Source organism: Frigoribacterium sp. CFBP 8754 (genome assembly GCF_014841815.1).
Classification (GTDB): domain Bacteria; phylum Actinomycetota; class Actinomycetes; order Actinomycetales; family Microbacteriaceae; genus Frigoribacterium; species Frigoribacterium endophyticum.
This window is the reverse complement of sequence record NZ_JACYUO010000006.1, coordinates 14,929-29,717: the sequence shown is the minus strand read 5'-3', so window position 1 is coordinate 29,717 and position 14,789 is coordinate 14,929. Positions and strand designations below refer to the sequence as shown.

The 14,789-nt window shown below is 73.3% G+C and carries 12 protein-coding genes; 7 read left to right on the top strand and 5 right to left on the bottom strand.

Translation table 11 applies throughout. The annotated features are described in order from the left end of the window. Positions 1–4: 4 nt before the first annotated feature. Genes IFT72_RS13905 through IFT72_RS13895 form a run of 3 tightly spaced genes read right to left on the bottom strand, consistent with a single transcriptional unit; the run spans position 5 to position 3,527 of the window. A complete protein-coding gene (locus IFT72_RS13905; RefSeq protein ID WP_185231057.1) occupies positions 5–2,092 on the bottom strand; it encodes a YhgE/Pip family protein in 2,088 nt (695 codons plus the stop codon). Then, positions 2,089–2,835 carry a hypothetical protein gene (locus IFT72_RS13900; protein ID WP_192046789.1) on the bottom strand — a complete coding sequence of 249 codons (747 nt, stop codon included), beginning with the start codon at positions 2,833–2,835 and terminating at the stop codon, positions 2,089–2,091. The genes IFT72_RS13905 and IFT72_RS13900 overlap by 4 nt, the downstream gene beginning before the upstream one ends. Further along, entirely contained in the window at positions 2,832–3,527 is a 696-nt protein-coding gene (locus tag IFT72_RS13895) for a TetR/AcrR family transcriptional regulator (protein WP_235491228.1), read from the bottom strand. The genes IFT72_RS13900 and IFT72_RS13895 overlap by 4 nt, the downstream gene beginning before the upstream one ends. A 332-nt stretch (positions 3,528–3,859) precedes the next feature. On the opposite strand from IFT72_RS13895, the gene IFT72_RS13890 reads away from it, so the two are divergent. Both IFT72_RS13890 and IFT72_RS13885 read left to right on the top strand, forming a co-directional pair. Then, a complete protein-coding gene (locus IFT72_RS13890) occupies positions 3,860–4,825 on the top strand; it encodes a GDSL-type esterase/lipase family protein (protein ID WP_192046788.1) in 966 nt (321 codons plus the stop codon). A 123-nt stretch (positions 4,826–4,948) separates the two neighbouring features. Then, positions 4,949–5,848: a hypothetical protein gene (locus tag IFT72_RS13885; protein ID WP_192046787.1), complete on the top strand. Its 900-nt coding sequence runs from the start codon at positions 4,949–4,951 to the stop codon at positions 5,846–5,848. 48 nt (positions 5,849–5,896) lie between these two features. Here the strand turns inward: IFT72_RS13885 and IFT72_RS13880 are convergent, their stop codons facing one another. Together IFT72_RS13880 and xylA are read right to left on the bottom strand one after the other, a co-directional pair. Beyond that, positions 5,897–6,130, bottom strand: a complete 234-nt coding sequence (locus IFT72_RS13880) for a hypothetical protein (RefSeq protein ID WP_185231065.1) — start codon at positions 6,128–6,130, stop codon at positions 5,897–5,899. Positions 6,131–6,565: 435 nt separating this feature from the next. Further along, positions 6,566–7,759, bottom strand: coding sequence for a xylose isomerase (gene xylA, locus IFT72_RS13875; protein ID WP_056056114.1), 1,194 nt, complete (start codon positions 7,757–7,759; stop codon positions 6,566–6,568). A 63-nt stretch (positions 7,760–7,822) separates the two neighbouring features. On the opposite strand from xylA, the gene IFT72_RS13870 reads away from it, so the two are divergent. From IFT72_RS13870 to yicI, 5 genes are all read left to right on the top strand, one after another. Next, positions 7,823–9,037, top strand: a complete 1,215-nt coding sequence (locus IFT72_RS13870; RefSeq protein WP_371741301.1) for a LacI family DNA-binding transcriptional regulator — start codon at positions 7,823–7,825, stop codon at positions 9,035–9,037. A 131-nt stretch (positions 9,038–9,168) separates the two neighbouring features. Further along, complete coding sequence (locus IFT72_RS13865; protein ID WP_185231067.1) at positions 9,169–10,461, top strand: ABC transporter substrate-binding protein; 1,293 nt, start codon at positions 9,169–9,171, stop codon at positions 10,459–10,461. 6 nt (positions 10,462–10,467) lie between these two features. Then, positions 10,468–11,499 (top strand): carbohydrate ABC transporter permease, encoded by a 1,032-nt coding sequence (locus tag IFT72_RS13860; protein ID WP_192046786.1) that lies wholly within the window; start codon positions 10,468–10,470, stop codon positions 11,497–11,499. Beyond that, entirely contained in the window at positions 11,499–12,413 is a 915-nt protein-coding gene (locus tag IFT72_RS13855) for a carbohydrate ABC transporter permease (RefSeq protein ID WP_056056121.1), read from the top strand. Before IFT72_RS13860 ends, IFT72_RS13855 begins: the two co-directional genes overlap by 1 nt. A 67-nt stretch (positions 12,414–12,480) precedes the next feature. After that, on the top strand, positions 12,481–14,784 hold the full coding sequence (gene yicI / locus IFT72_RS13850) for an alpha-xylosidase (protein ID WP_192046785.1): 2,304 nt from the start codon (positions 12,481–12,483) through the stop codon (positions 14,782–14,784). Positions 14,785–14,789 lie beyond the last annotated feature (5 nt).

Sequence of the window (14,789 nt, the reverse complement as noted above, 5' to 3'; positions counted from 1 at the left end):
GCCGCTAGCCGATCAGCGACGGCCGCAGGTCGCGCAGCGTGCGGCGACGGGTCATCCGCCGCGCCGCGAGCAGCGAGAGCAGCAGCGCGCCGAGGCCCCACAGGGCGAGGACGCCCGCGTCGCCCCAGGCGGTGGCCGTGCTGCCGCCGTACATCAGCTGGCGCAGGCCGTCGGTCGCGTAGCTCATCGGCAGCACGAAGTGCAGGGCGGCGAGCGGCGCCGGCAGCGTCTGCCAGGGGAAGGTGCCGCCCGCGGTCACGAGCTGCACGACCATGAGCACGAGGCCGAGGAACTGCCCCACGCTGCCGAGCAGCACGTTGAGCGTCATGATGATCGCCGCGAACGTGACCGAGGCGAGGGCCATCAGGCCGATGGTCGCCCAGGGGTGCACGACGTCGAAGCCGAGCGCGAACCGCACGATCGTGAAGAGCGCGAGCATCTGGACGACGCCGAGCAGCGCGGGGGCCGCCCAGCCCGCCACGACCACGCGCCCGGGGGCGCGCACGGCCGTGACGGCGCGCTTCGAGAAGGGCTTGACGATCAGGAACAGCGCGTAGATGCCGATCCAGGCCGCGAGGCTGATGAAGAACGGCGCGAGCCCCGCGCCGTAGGTGCCGGCGCTGGTGACGGCCTGGTCGGAGACGGACACCGGGTCGCTGATGGCCTCGGACTGCGCGTCGCGGGTCTGCTCGGTGCTCGCGGGGATCTCGCCGAGGCCGGTCTGCAGCCCGTCGCGGAGCTGCGTGGCGCCCGTGTCGAGGGTGCCGAGGCCCTCTCGGAGGCTCACCGTGCCGTCGCTGAGGGTGTGCAGCCCGCTGGAGAGCCCGGCGGCGCCGGTGTCGAGCGTGCCGAGCCCCGTGGCGAGCGTGTCCGCGCCCGTCGCGGCGGACGCGGCGCCCGTGTCGAGCTGGCGCGCCCCGGCGGCGGCGTCCGAGATGCCCGTGGCGAGGGCGGGGGCCTGCGCGTCCAGCGCCGCGGCGCCGTCCGAGACCTGTCGCGCGCCGGTGGCGAGCTGCCCGACCTGGGCGTCCAGCCCCTGCACCTGGGCGTTCGCGTCGCTCAGCGACTGCGAGAGCGGGGCGAAGTAGCTCGCCACCTCGGCCGCTGACGCCGCCGCCTCCTCGGGGGTCTGGCCCTGCCCGACGAAGTACTCGACGAGCTGCTGCCCGATCGCCTGCTGCGTGGCCGGGGCGGCGTCGATCGCGGCCTGGCTCGCCGTGGCGGCCTGGGCGACGCCGGCGGCCAGGGCCTCGTTCCCGTCGGCGACCTGGTCGGCGCCGGTCGCGAGCTGGTGTGCGCTGCCCGGCAGCGTCGACGTCGCGGTCTCGAGCTGGTCGAGCCCGCTCGACAGGGTCGAGGCGCCGGCGCTCAGCTGGTCCGTGCCGTCGGAGAGCGCCCGGGCGCCCGCCGCGGCCGACGAGGCCCCGGCCGAGAGCTGGTCGGCTCCGGCGGACGCGTCCGAGGCGCCGGTCACCAGCTGGTCGGTGCCCTGCTCCGCGGAGACGACGCCGCCGACGAGCTGGTCGGCACCGTCCGCCGCGTCGCCGAGCGACGTCCGGATGTCGGCGAGCCCGACGAGCAGCTGGGCCGCCGCCTCCTTGCCGACCTTCTCCGTCACCGAGGCCCGGATCGTCTTGCCGGCCTGCCCGGCGATCGTCGTCGCCAGGTAGCTGTTGGTGTCGTTCGTCGCGAGGGTGATCTGCGCCCGCGTCGGGTCGTCGGTCGTGGCGCTGGTGAGGTCGGCGCTGAAGTCGCGCGGGATGGTGAAGGTGAAGTCGTACGTGCCGTCTCGGAGGCCGGCCGCGGCCTCCGCGGCGCTGACCGTGTGCCAGTCGAAGTCGCCGCCGTCGACGACCTCGTCGGTCACCTCGTCGCCGTAGTTCGTCGCCGTGCCGTCGACGGTCGTGCCGGCGTCGTCGTTGACGAGCGCCGCGGGCACCTGGTCGAGCTTCGCGTACGGGTCCTGGTTCGCCCAGAGGTAGAGGCCGCCGTAGAGCAGCGGCACGGTCATCAGGGCGACGAGGGCGAGGCGGGCGAGCCCGGTCGACGTGAGCCGCTGCAGCTCGGAGCGGACGAGGGCGATGATCTTCACGAGCGGGAGCTTCCTGGGGTCGGGGCAGCGGTGTCGTCGTCGGGGCGGGCGGCGGGGTCGTCGTCGGGACGGGCGTCGAAGTGGGTGTCCTCGTCCTCGCCGGGCGCGGCCTCGGCGTCGTCGTCCTCGTCCTCGCCGAGGTCCGGGGCGGGCAGGGCGCGGACGGTCGCCAGGGCGGCGACGCCGGTCACGGTCAGCACGACGACCCCGCGGCGGGCCAGGTCGTGCACGACGCCGAGCCAGGCGGCGACGTCGCCGCCGTGCCGCTCGGGGCTGGTGAGCACGAGGCCCTCCACGCCCGGGCGCAGCAGCGCCAGCTCGCAGAGCAGCCGGACGCGCAGCTCGGTCGGCAGCGACGCGAGTCGGGTGCGGCGGTGCTCCGTCAGCCCGACGACGTCGAGGAACTCGGCGACGGAGGCGCGGTCGGCCCGGTGGCCGGCCAGCGCCAGCTCCTCCCGGGTCACCTGCGCCACGGTCAGCGTGCTGAAGGGCTCGGCCACCGTGGGGGTGTCGACGAGGGCGAAGGAGGCGCGGACCGCGTCGGCGTCCTCGCTCCCGTCGAGCGTCACCCGGCCGCGGTCGGGGGCCATCCGCCCGCCGGCGACGAGGGAGGCGAGCGTGGGGGCGCCCTCCGTCTCGACGGCGACGAAGCCGGGGGCGCGGCGGTCGGCCACCACCGAGACGGCGGGGAGCGGAGCGCCGGGGCCGTCGCCGAGGGCGACCTGGTCGAGTTCGAGTCTCATGCGGAGGGCTCCGGGGTCGGGGTGGGGCGGGGGTCGGCGGTCGAGGGGTCGGCGGGCGGCGGTGCGAGGGCCAGTCCGGGCGTCGCCCTCACCAGCTCGTCGGCCTCGCGCCAGCCGAGCCCGACCATGGCGAGCACGGCGAGCATCACGAGGCGGTGGCCCTCGGCGCGGTCGAGGTCGCGGCCGGTCGCTTCGTCGAGCACGGTGAGCGCAGCGCCCTCGACGAGCCGGGCCAGCGTGTCGACCGCGATGTCGTCGCGCATGCGCCCGTCGGCGACGCCGCGACGCACGGTCTCGCGGAGGAAGGCCCGCAGCGGCGCCAGCGCGCCGCCCACCTCGGCGGCCAGGGGCCCGCGCACCGTCAGCTGGGCCAGCACGCGCACGTGCTCGACCTCCGACCACAGCCGCGCGCCGAGGGCGGCGAGCTGGACGACCGGGTCGTCGACGTGGTCGGGCAGCGCGGCCACGCCGATGCGGGCGGCGCCGCGCAGGGTGACCTCGCGCACGAGGTCGTCGCGGGTCGCGAAGTGCCCGTAGACGCTGCGACGCGACAGGCCCGCCTCGGCGGCGATCGCCTCGAGGGGGGCGGCGGCGTCGACGTTGAGGAGCCGGACCGCGGCGGCCATCAGGGCCTCGCGGTTGGCGGCGGCGTCGCGGCGGGGGGCTCGCGGGGTCTGCTCGGTCGTGGTCACGAGGTCCATCGTACGATCTTGCACACTGCTGTGCAAGATCAGATCGTGGACGCGGCGACAGGGCAGGGACATGCCCCCAGTTGGCGGGGTGGGTGGATGGTCGCCGAGGCGCGTCCCGCGGGGCGCGCCCGCGCCTCCTCGGGTCTTCGTGGGGCTCTGACCTGGACTTTCCCTCGAGGCGTGTCCTCCTTTCGGCCGACCCAGGTCCATGCGTCCGCATTGTCCAGGAAGCGCACCGGCCGCCCGCGGCGCCCCTCCGGCGGCGACACTCGAGACGGGCCCCAGGACGGGTCCGCCGAGGAGACTCGGTCACCGCACGGACGCAGGACACGATGGACCACCGCACCGCCCCCGACGACGCCCCGACCCCGCTCGTCGCCCCCCGCCGCCACCGAGGCGTGCCGGCGCCCCTCGCCGCGCTGCTCGTCGGCGCGGCTCGACCGCTCTTCCGCGTGCACCTGGAGCTCTACCGCCGCGAGATGGCGTCGTCGATCTTCCCGCGCGACGAGCGCGCCCCCCTCATCGCCGGGCCCCGGCCCGAGCGGCTCGCCTTCATCGGCAGCGTCGCGGTCTCCGGCCTCGGCGTGCTGAGCCACGGCATGACGACGTCGAGCCAGACCGCGGCGCGGGTCGCCGACCGGCGCGGCCGCGGCCTCAGCTGGAGCGAGCTCACCTCGCCCGTGCTCACGATGCACACGGCCGCGACGATGCCCTCCCTCACGACGGAGGGCGCCGACGTCGTCGTCGTGCTGCTCGGCATCGCCGACGTGCTCGCGGCGACCAGCGCGACCTCGTGGGAGGCCGACCTGCGCCTGCTCGTCGACCGCGTGCGCCAGGAGGCCGGCCCCGAGGTCGGGGTCGTGGTGGCAGAGCTGCCGCCCATGGCCGAGTTCCGTCCGATCCCGCCCGTCGCCCGCCGCCTCATCACCGCGCAGATCGCGCGCCTCGACGCCGCGAGCCGTCGGGTCGCCGCCGACGACGACGCGGTCACCGTCGTGCCCTTCCCCTCGTGGAGCCTCGACGGCCTCTACGTCCAGGAGCTCTTCTCCTGGGCCTCCATGCACCGCAAGTGGGCCGAGGCCCTCGCCCCCGGGGTGGTGGCCGCCCTCGAGGCGGTCGACGACCGTCGGGCCGCCCCGACGGGGCGGCACCGCGCGGCGTCGGCGCTCGCCGGGGCCGTCGCTGCGGAGCTCGCCGGCCTGGCGAGCGAGGTCGGCGCCGGTGATCCGGCTCCCGTCCGGCGCCGCGCACGGCGACGCGCTGCCCGCGCCGCCGCCGGGGCGCTCTCGGCGTCCTGATCGCCCGCGTCGAGGCCGCTCTCCCCTGACCCGCACGACCTGCTCCCCTGCCCGGAGCGTCCGTGCTCCCCGGCGGCCGGTCGGCCGTGCCGGTCGGCCGTGCCGGATGGGTACGGTCGATCGATGACCCTCGCCGACGCCGCCCAGCAGCTCTACGCCCTGGTGCCCGGCGAGTTCGTGGCGGCCCGGGACGCGCTCGCCGCCGAGGTGCGCCGCTCCGGCGACCGCGACCTGGCGGGCAGGATCCGCCGGCTGCCGCGTGCCGCCCCCGCGGCCTGGGCGGTGGACCTGCTCGCCCGCGACGACGCCGGGCGGGGCCTCGCCGGCGCGGCGGCCCTGGGCGACCGGTTCCGCGCGGAGCAGGCGGAGGGCGACCGGGCAGCGCTCGCGACGCTGGCCGACGAGCGGAAGGCCACGCTCGCGCAGCTCCTCGCCCGTGGCCGTGAGCTCGCCGAGCAGGCGGGCGCGCCCCTGGCCGGCCCGGCCGTGGTGGCCCTCGAGCAGACCCTGCGAGCCGTCGTGGCCGACGCCGACGCGGCGGAGGCCGCCCGGTCGGGTGTGCTCGTCCGCCCCCTCGCGGCGGACGGCCTCGAGCCCGCCGACCTCGACGGGGCCGTGGCCGGCGAGGCCGTCGACCGGCCGCGGCCGCGCCGCGCGGGTGCCGGGGCCCCCGGCGGGCCCGAGTCCGCGGGCGGCCCCGACCGACGGAGCCGGCAGCGGGACGCACGGCGCGTCGCGCGGGAGGAGCTGCGGCGCGCCGAGCAGGCCGCCGACCGGGCCGAGGCAGACAGGGACGAGGTGGAGTCGCGGGTCGCGGAGCTGGACGACGCTCGCGACCGCGTCGCCGACGACCTGCGTCGGCTGCGCGACGAGTTCTCGGCCGCCGAGGCTCGTCGGGCCGAGCTCGACGACCGCGAGCGGTTCCTGCGCCGGGAGCGCCGTCGGGCCGTCGAGGACGCGACCGGAGCCCGGCGTGAGGCGGAGCGGGCCCGCGAGGCGCTCGAGGGGCTCGACGCCGACTGATCGACGCGGCCACGGGTCCAGACTCCCGCCGACTGGCCGGGGGAGAGGTCAGTGGGCGTGCAGCCACGCTCCGAGGCGGGCCCGCCAGCCCCGGGGAGGCGCGGTGACGGCCTCGCCCGCGTCCCGCTCGGCCCGCGGCGGGAACGAGATCGCCTGGCACCGAGTGCAGACCTGGATCTGCCGGTGCACCGAGAGCCCCGTGCCGAAGTAGGGGTTGTCGGCGAGGCGGGCCGGTGCCCGGCAGATGCGACAGCGGAGCTCCGCAGCAGCGCCCTCGACCATGCGACCTCCTCGTTCGAGGGACACCATCGGACGCCCTGGTCGCTCGGTCAGCAGCGGAGGGGGATCGTACGCATCCCGGACAGGCCGTGCGCTGCCGTGCGGGACGGCGGGCGTGGCGACGCCCGGCCCCGAGGGTCGGGGCCGGGCGTCGTGGGTGTGGCTGGCGCTGGCGCGCCTGCTCCTAGCTCCGTCTGACGCGCCAGGGCGCGTCAGCGCACGCGGCGCAGTCGCTGGCGCGCCTGCCCTCAGTCGCGTCTGACGCGCTGGGGCGCGTCAGCGCACGGAGCGCAGTCGCTGGCGCGCCTGCTCCTAGCTCCGTCTGACGCGCTGGAGCGCGTCAGCGCGCGCCACGCAGTCGCTTCGCGCCTGCTCTCAGTGGCGTCTGACGCGCTGGCGCGCGTCAGCGCACGCGACGCAGCCGCTTCGCGCCTGCTCCTAGTCGCGCGCGCCCATCAGGTGCTCGAGGGCGAGCTGCTGCAGACGGACGAAGCCGTAGCCGTGACCGCCGAAGTGGGCGGAGGCGTCGTACTCCTCGTAGGAGGCACGGTCGGCCAGGAGCTGCTCGTAGCCCTCGCCCTCGCCCAGGGTCGGCACCGAGAGCTCGGCGACCTGGCTGGCGGCCAGCGCCTCCTGCACCTCGGGGTCGGCACGGAAGGCCTGCGCGCGCTCCTTGAGCAGCAGGTACATGCGCATGTTGGCGGCCGCGGACTCCCAGACGCCGTCGATCGACTCGGTGCGGGAGGGCTTGTAGTCGAAGTGGCGAGGCCCGTCGTAGGAGGGGCCGCCCTGGGGGGAGCCGTGCTCCAGCAGGTCGACGAGCGAGAACGCGTTCTGCAGGTCGCCGTGGCCGAAGACGAGGTCCTGGTCGTACTTGATGCCGCGCTGGCCGTTGAGGTCGATGTGGAAGAGCTTGCCCTGGTAGAGCGCCTGGGCGATGCCGGCGGTGAAGTTCAGGCCCGCCATCTGCTCGTGGCCGACCTCGGGGTTCACGCCCGCCATCTCGGGGTGCTCGAGCGTCTCGATGAACGCGATCGCGTGGCCGAGCGTCGGCAGCAGGATGTCGCCGCGGGGCTCGTTCGGCTTGGGCTCGATCGCGAAGCGCAGGTCGTAGCCCTTGTCGAGCACGTACTGCGAGAGCATGTCGACGCCCTCCTTGTAGCGCGAGAGCGCCGCCTGGACGTCCTTGGCGGCGTCGTACTCGGCGCCCTCGCGGCCGCCCCACATGACGAAGGTCTTCGCGCCCAGCTCGGCGGCGAGGTCGATGTTGCGGAGCACCTTGCGGAGCGCGAAACGGCGCACGCCGCGGTCGTTCGAGGTGAACCCGCCGTCCTTGAAGACGGGGGCGCTGAAGAGGTTGGTGGTGACCATCGGCACCACGATGCCGGTCGCGTCGAGGGCGCCCTTGAGGCGGTCGATCTGCGTCTGGCGCTCCGCGTCGGTCGAGCCGAAGGCGAAGAGGTCGTCGTCGTGGAAGGTGAGGCCGTAGGCGCCGAGGCGGTCGAGGTTCTCGACGGCCTCGACGACGTCGAGGTCGGGGCGCGTGGGGCCGCCGAACGGGTCCGCGCCCGTGTAGCCGACCGTCCAGAGGCCGAACGAGAACTTGTCTTCGCGAGTGGGGGTGACGGACATCGATGTCCCTTTCCGAGAGTGCGTCTGCGACGAGGCCTGGTCGTCGCGACGGGGCCGCGACGAATGTTGTGTGCCTCAACATATCCGGTCCGCGGCCTGAACGGAAGCCCGGTCGGCATTTGTCGTCCGCGGCAACGAAACACTTGCGCTGGCCGTCGCGGCTGTCGTAGTGTCTCGAACCGCGAGCAGTCGAAGCGCTTCCGCACCGAGCGGGAGAGCGTCGGTCTCGCGTCTCTCCACCCACCAGACAGCGAGGTCCCGATGGCGACGATCCACGACGTGGCAGAGGCCGCCGGCGTGTCCATCTCCACGGTCTCGTACGCCCTCTCCGGCAAGCGCTCGATCGCGTCGACGACGCGTCAGCGCGTGACGGAGGCGGTCGACCGGCTCGGCTACCGCCCCCACGCCGGGGCCCGGATGCTGGCCGGAGCCCGCACGAACATCCTGGCGCTGAGCGCCCCGGTGCGGCCCGACAACCACCAGCCCACGCAGATGCGCTTCGTCACCGCCGTCGTCGAGGCTGCTCGTCGTCGCGACTACGACGTGCTGCTGCTCGCCACCGACGACGAGGTCTCGGGCATCCGGCGCGTCGCGTCGAGCTCGCTGGTCGACGGCGTCGTCGCGATCGGCGTCGCCACGGTCGACGAGCGCGTCGACCTCGTCCGGGAGCTCGCGCTGCCGGCCGGCTTCATCGGCATCCCGCAGGGGGCCGACGACCTCGCCTGCATCGACCTCGACTTCGAGACCGCCGCCGCGATGAGCGTCGACCGCCTCGCCGACGCCGGCCACCGCGTCGTCGGCGTGGTCGGCCACCCCGCCTCCTACCAGGAGCGCGACACGGGCTTCATCCGGCGCTTCGACGACGCGTTCGCGGCGCGGGCCCAGGTGCGCGGCCTCGAGACCGTCACCATCCCGACCGACCTCAGCCGCGCCTCCGGCGGGCGGGCCTTCGACGAGCTGCGGGCCCGCCTCCCCGGCATGACCGCGCTCGTGCTGCACTGCAGCGAGCCGACGGCCGAGGCCGTGCTGCAGCGCATCCGGCAGCTGGGCCTCGAGATCCCCCGCGACCTCTCCGTGCTCGCCGCCGCCGCGAGCTACGCGGCCGACGAGCTCGAGCCGGCGCTCGACATGATCCCGCTGCCGATCGACGAGATGTGCCGCCGCGCGGTCGAGGCCGCCTTCGAGCGCATCGACGGCCGGCTCGACCGCGGGGTCGAGCTGATCGCCCCCGTCTACCTCGCGCAGGGCTCGGTCACCGTGCCGACCCGCGCCTCCTAGCCTTCCCTGTCCCTCATCCACCAGCACCACCGCACCACGCACCACCACCGCACGACACCGCAGATCACCGCCCCGCGACGATCGTCGAAACGCTTCGACGACGCGAGGGGCCTCTACGAGGAGGTAGAACCATGAAGAAACGACGCGTGCTCGCAGTCGGCACGGCCCTCGCGGCCACCGCCGGGCTGCTCACCGGCTGCTCGGCCGGCGGCGGGTCCTCCGACCCCGACACCCTGAAGCTCTGGCACTTCGAGAGCGAGACCAGCGCGATGGGCATCGCGTGGGACCAGGCCATCGAGACCTTCGAGGAGGAGACCGGCGCGACCGTCGAGTTCGAGGCGAAGAGCTTCGAGCAGATCCGCTCGACGGCCAGCCAGGTGCTGAACTCCGACGAGGCGCCCGACATCCTCGAGTACAACAAGGGCAACGCGACGGCGGGCCTGCTCGCCAGCCAGGGGCTGCTGGCGAACCTCGACGACGCCGTCGCCGAGTACGGCTGGGACGACGACCTCGCCCCGTCGATCGCCACGACGTCGAAGTACGACGAGCGCGGCATCATGGGCTCGGGCAGCTGGTACGGCATCCCGAACTACGGCGAGTACGTCGAGGTCTACTACAACAAGGACGCCTTCGCGGCGCAGGGCGTCGAGGTGCCCACGACCTACGACGAGTTCGAGGCGGCGCTGCAGACCTTCGCCGACGCGGGCATCACCCCGCTCGCCGAGGCGGGCGCCGAGTACCCGCTCGGGCAGCTCTTCTACCAACTGGCCCTCTCGCAGGCCGACCGCTCCTTCGTCGACGACTACCAGCTGTACGAGGGCGACGTCGACTGGCAGGGCCCCGAGCTCAGCTACGCGGCCGACAAGCTGCAGGAGTACGTCGAGAACGGCTGGATCTCGAAGGACGTCACCGGCATCAAGGCCGAAGACATGGGCACGACCTTCATGAGCGGCGGCGCGCCGATCATGGTCTCCGGCAGCTGGTGGGCCGGCCGCGTCGCCGACGAGGCGACGTTCGACTGGGGCACGTTCCTCTTCCCCGGCAGCGAGATGGCTCCGGGCTCGGGCGGCAACCTCTGGGTGATCCCCGAGAACGCCGCCAACAAGGAGCTCGCCGAGAAGTTCATCGACATCACGATGCGCCCCGAGATCCAGAACCTCATCGGCAACAACGGCGGCGTGCCCGTCAAGGCCGACCCGGCCGACATCACCGACCCGAAGAGCCAGGAGCTGATCGCGAACTTCAACACGCTCCTCGAGCGCGACGGCCTCGCCTTCTACCCCGACTGGCCCACGCCGACCTTCTACGACCAGCTGGTCGCCGGCACCCAGGAGCTCGTCAACGGCTCGGCCTCGCCGGAGGAGATGCTCGAGACCCTGGGCGGGCAGTACCAGAGCGGCGTCGACGACATCACCGGGGAGTAGCCGGCCATGACCTCCCTCGACACGAAGGAGGCGCGGGAGACCCGGGAGGGCCGGCGCGCGACGTCGGCCCTCCCGGGCTCCGGCCCCCGCGCCGCCCGCACCGCCCGCCCGGCCCGCCCGGCGGAGGAGAGCCTGCTGCCGGGCTCCGGCCGCCGTGGCTTCTGGCTGTACCTCGTCCCCGGCTTCGCGCTGTTCGCGGTCGTCGTGCTGGTGCCCCTGGTCTGGAACGTCTACCTCAGCTTCACCGACTACCGCGGCATCCGTCCGCCGACCTGGGCCGGGCTCGACAACTGGCGCGAGCTGATGGCCGACGAGCGCTTCTGGACGTCGTTCCTCAACAGCGTCTTCCTGATCATCGCCATGGTCGTCGTGCCGACCCTCCTCGGCCTGCTCCTCGCCGCGATGCTCTTCGACCTGATCGGGCGCAAGTTCGGCGGCCGCCTGGCGTCGTTCCTCCGGGCCACCTACTACCTGCCGCAGATCCTGCCCGTGGCCATCGCCGCGATCGTCATCGGCTGGATCCTCCGGCCCGAGAACGGCGCGCTCAACAGCGTCCTCGACGCCGTCGGGCTCGGCGCCCTCCAGCACAACTGGCTCGGCAGCCCCGACACGGCGCTGCTCAGCATCATGGTGGTGATGGTCTGGGTCCAGCTCGGCTACCCGGTGGTCATCTTCATGGCGGCCCTCCAGCGCGTCGACCCCGAGCTCTACGAGGCCGCCGAGCTCGACGGCGCCGGCTGGTTCCAGCGGTTCCGCGCGATCACGGTGAGCATCATCCGCCCCGAGATCTTCGTGGTCGTGCTCACCTGCACCATCGCGGCGCTCAAGGTCTTCGGGCCGATCTACGCCCTCACCCGCGGCGGCCCCGGCGACTCCACGATCGTGCCGAGCTACTACGCCTACAGCGAGTTCTTCCAGAGCCAGCAGGTCGGCTACGGCGCCACCATCGCGACGGCGCTGACCCTCGTCATCGTCGTCATCACGATCTTCTTCATCCAGGCCCAGAACCGGGTCGAACGAGCAGAGAGAGGCCGCTGATGGCCACGACCGTCGTCCCGCCGGTGGAGGGCGACCGCATCCGCCCTGCGGTGCCCAGCCCGCGCCTCCCGAAGGCCAAGCAGCGGAAGAGGAAGAAGACGGTCACCGACTGGGTGATCCTGGCCGCGGCCCTGCTCTTCGGGCTGCTGATCGCGCTGCCCTTCCTGCTGATCCTGGTGAACTCGTTCAAGTCGCCCGCCGACTACACGAGCGGCGGGCCGCTGAGCCTGCCGACGTCGCTGTACTTCGACGGCCTCGTGAACTTCTGGAACAGGGTCGAGTTCCCGACGAAGCTCTGGAACAGCTTCGTCATCGCGGGCCTCGTCGCCCTCTTCGCCGTCGTCATCTCGGTGTTCAACGCGTACGCCCTCGGCATCGGCCGGGTGCGCGGCCGCACCTGGATCATCGTGCTCTTCCTGCTCGCCAACATGCTCCCGCAGGAGGCGCTGCTCTACCCGCTGTACTTCCTGTTCAAGCAGGTGGGGCTCTACGACAACATCTGGGCCGTCATCATCATCTTCACGGTCATCCAGAGCGCCTTCGGCACGTACCTGCTGTCGAGCGTCTACGGCACCTTCCCGAAGGAGGTGCTCGAGGCCGCGTCGCTCGACGGGGCCAGCCGGTGGCAGATCCTCTGGCGCGTCATCGTGCCGATCAGCCGCCCGACGCTGTCGGTGCTCGCGATCTTCTTCTTCATCTGGACCTGGAACGAGTTCCTCATCCCGTTGACGTTCCTCGTCTCGAACGACAACCAGACGGTGCCCGTCGCCATCACGGCGTTGCAGGGCGACCGCCTGATGGACGTCACGACGACGAGCGCCTCGGCGCTGCTCGGGCTCATCCCGACGCTCGTCTTCTTCCTGCTGTTCCAGCGCACGCTCACCCGCGGCATCACGGCCGGAGCCGTCAAGTGACCGGGCTCCCCGCCCGCCGCGCTCCCCGGCCCCTCGCCCCGCGACTCCCCTCGAAAGGCACCGCATCGTGAAGTTCACCGACGGCTTCTGGCAGACGCGCCCCGGCGTCTCCTCCCTCTTCGCCCAGGAGGCCTACGACGTCGAGCAGGGCGCCGACGGCCGCTCGCTCGTCGTGACGGCCCCGACCAAGGTCATCGCGTCGCGGGGCGACACCCTCAACCGCCCGGTCATGACCGTCACGCTGCGCTCGCCGATGGAGGGCGTGATCGGCGTCACCGTCGAGCACTTCTCCGGCGGGCGCGACGAGATCGGCTTCGACCTCGTCGGGGCCGAGGGCGGCGAGGCCGGGGTCGGCACGGCGACGGCGACCGAGGGAGGCGCCACCCTGACCTCGGGCCGGCTCACGGCCACCGTGGGTCGCGGGGCCCCCTTCGACCTCTCGTTCAGCGACGGCGACACCGTCCTCACCCGCGCGGGCGCGAAGTCGGTCGGCTACCACTCGGTGGCCGCCGACGCGCAGCTCGACGGCGCGATGGTGGGCAACGCCCGGGCGGGCACCGCGCGGGCGTTCGCTCCGCACTACGTGTCGCAGCAGCTGTCGCTCGGCGTCGGCGAGTTCGTCTACGGTCTCGGCGAGCGCTTCGGCCCGCTGGTGAAGAACGGCCAGACGGTCGACGTCTGGAACGCCGACGGCGGCACGTCGAGCGAGCAGGCCTACAAGAACGTGCCCTTCTACCTGACGAGCCGCGGCTACGGCGTGCTCGTCGACCACCCCGGCCACGTCTCGTACGAGATCGGCTCGGAGGCCGTCGAGCGGGTGCAGTTCTCGGTCGCGGGCGAGGGGCTGACGTACTACGTGATCGCGGGGCCGACCCCGGCCGACGTCCTCGACCGGTACACGCGCTTGACCGGCCGCCCGGCGCACGTGCCGGCCTGGTCGTACGGGCTCTGGCTCTCGACGTCGTTCACGACCGACTACGACGAGGCGACCGTGACCTCCTTCGTCGACGAGATGGCCCGGCGCGACATGCCGGTCAGCGTCTTCCACTTCGACTGCTTCTGGATGCGCGAGTTCCAGTGGTGCGACTTCGAGTGGGATCCTCGGGTCTTCCCCGACCCCGAGGGCATGCTCTCCCGCCTGCACGAGCGCGACCTCCGCGTCTGCGTCTGGATCAACCCCTACATCGGCCAGCGGTCGGCGCTCTTCCGCGAGGCGGCCGACGCCGGCTACCTCGTGCGGAACCCCGACGGCAGCGTCTGGCAGTGGGACCTCTGGCAGGCCGGCATGGGCCTCGTCGACTTCACGAACCCCGAGGCCACCGCGTGGTTCCAGGGCAAGCTCCGGGCGCTGCAGGCGCAGGGGGTCGACGCGTTCAAGACCGACTTCGGCGAGCGGATCCCCACCGGGGTGGTCTGGCACGACGGCTCCGACCCCGAGCGCATGCACAACTGGTACACGCAGCTGTACAACGAGGCCGTCTTCGAGGTGCTCGAGGAGGTCCGCGGCGAGGGCGACGCCGTCGTCTTCGCCCGCTCGGCGACCACGGGCGGTCAGCGCCTGCCGGTGCACTGGGGCGGCGACTCGACGTCGACCTTCGAGTCGATGGCCGAGACCCTCCGCGGCGGCCTCTCGATCGCGATGAGCGGGTTCTCGTTCTGGAGCCACGACATCGGCGGCTTCGAGGGCACCCCCGACGCCGAGGTCTACAAGCGCTGGACGGCCTTCGGCCTGCTGTCGAGCCACAGCCGCTTCCACGGCAGCGGCTCGTACCGGGTGCCGTGGGCCTTCGACGAGGAGGCCGTGGAGGTGACCCGGCGCTTCACGACGCTGAAGCTCTCGCTGATGCCGTACCTCTACGCCGCCGGGCTCGAGGCCTCCCGCACCGGCCTGCCGGTGATGCGGCCGATGGCCCTGGCCTTCCCCGCCGACCGCGCCGTCGCCCACGTCGACACGCAGTACATGCTGGGCGACGACCTGCTGGTGGCCCCGGTGTTCTCCGCCGACGGCACCGTCGAGGTCTACCTGCCCGCCGGCCGCTGGACGAGCTGGTTCACCGGCGAGGTCGTCGACGCGGGCACCGGCACCTGGCGCACCGAGGTGCACGACGTCCTCTCGCTGCCGCTGTACGTCCGCGAGGGCGCCGTCGTCCCGGTCGGCGGTCGCGACGACCGCCCCGACCACGACTACCTCGACGGGCTCGTGCTGCGGGTCTTCCCCGGGGGCGACGGCGACCGCACGGTCACCGTGACCACGCCCGACGGCGTGAGGGCCGACTTCGTCGTCCGGCGTGCGGGAGGCGCGGTGACGGTCGAGACCACCGCCTCCGGCTGGAGCCTGGACGAGGTCGGGGGAGACCCCGCGTCGCAGTAGGGTCG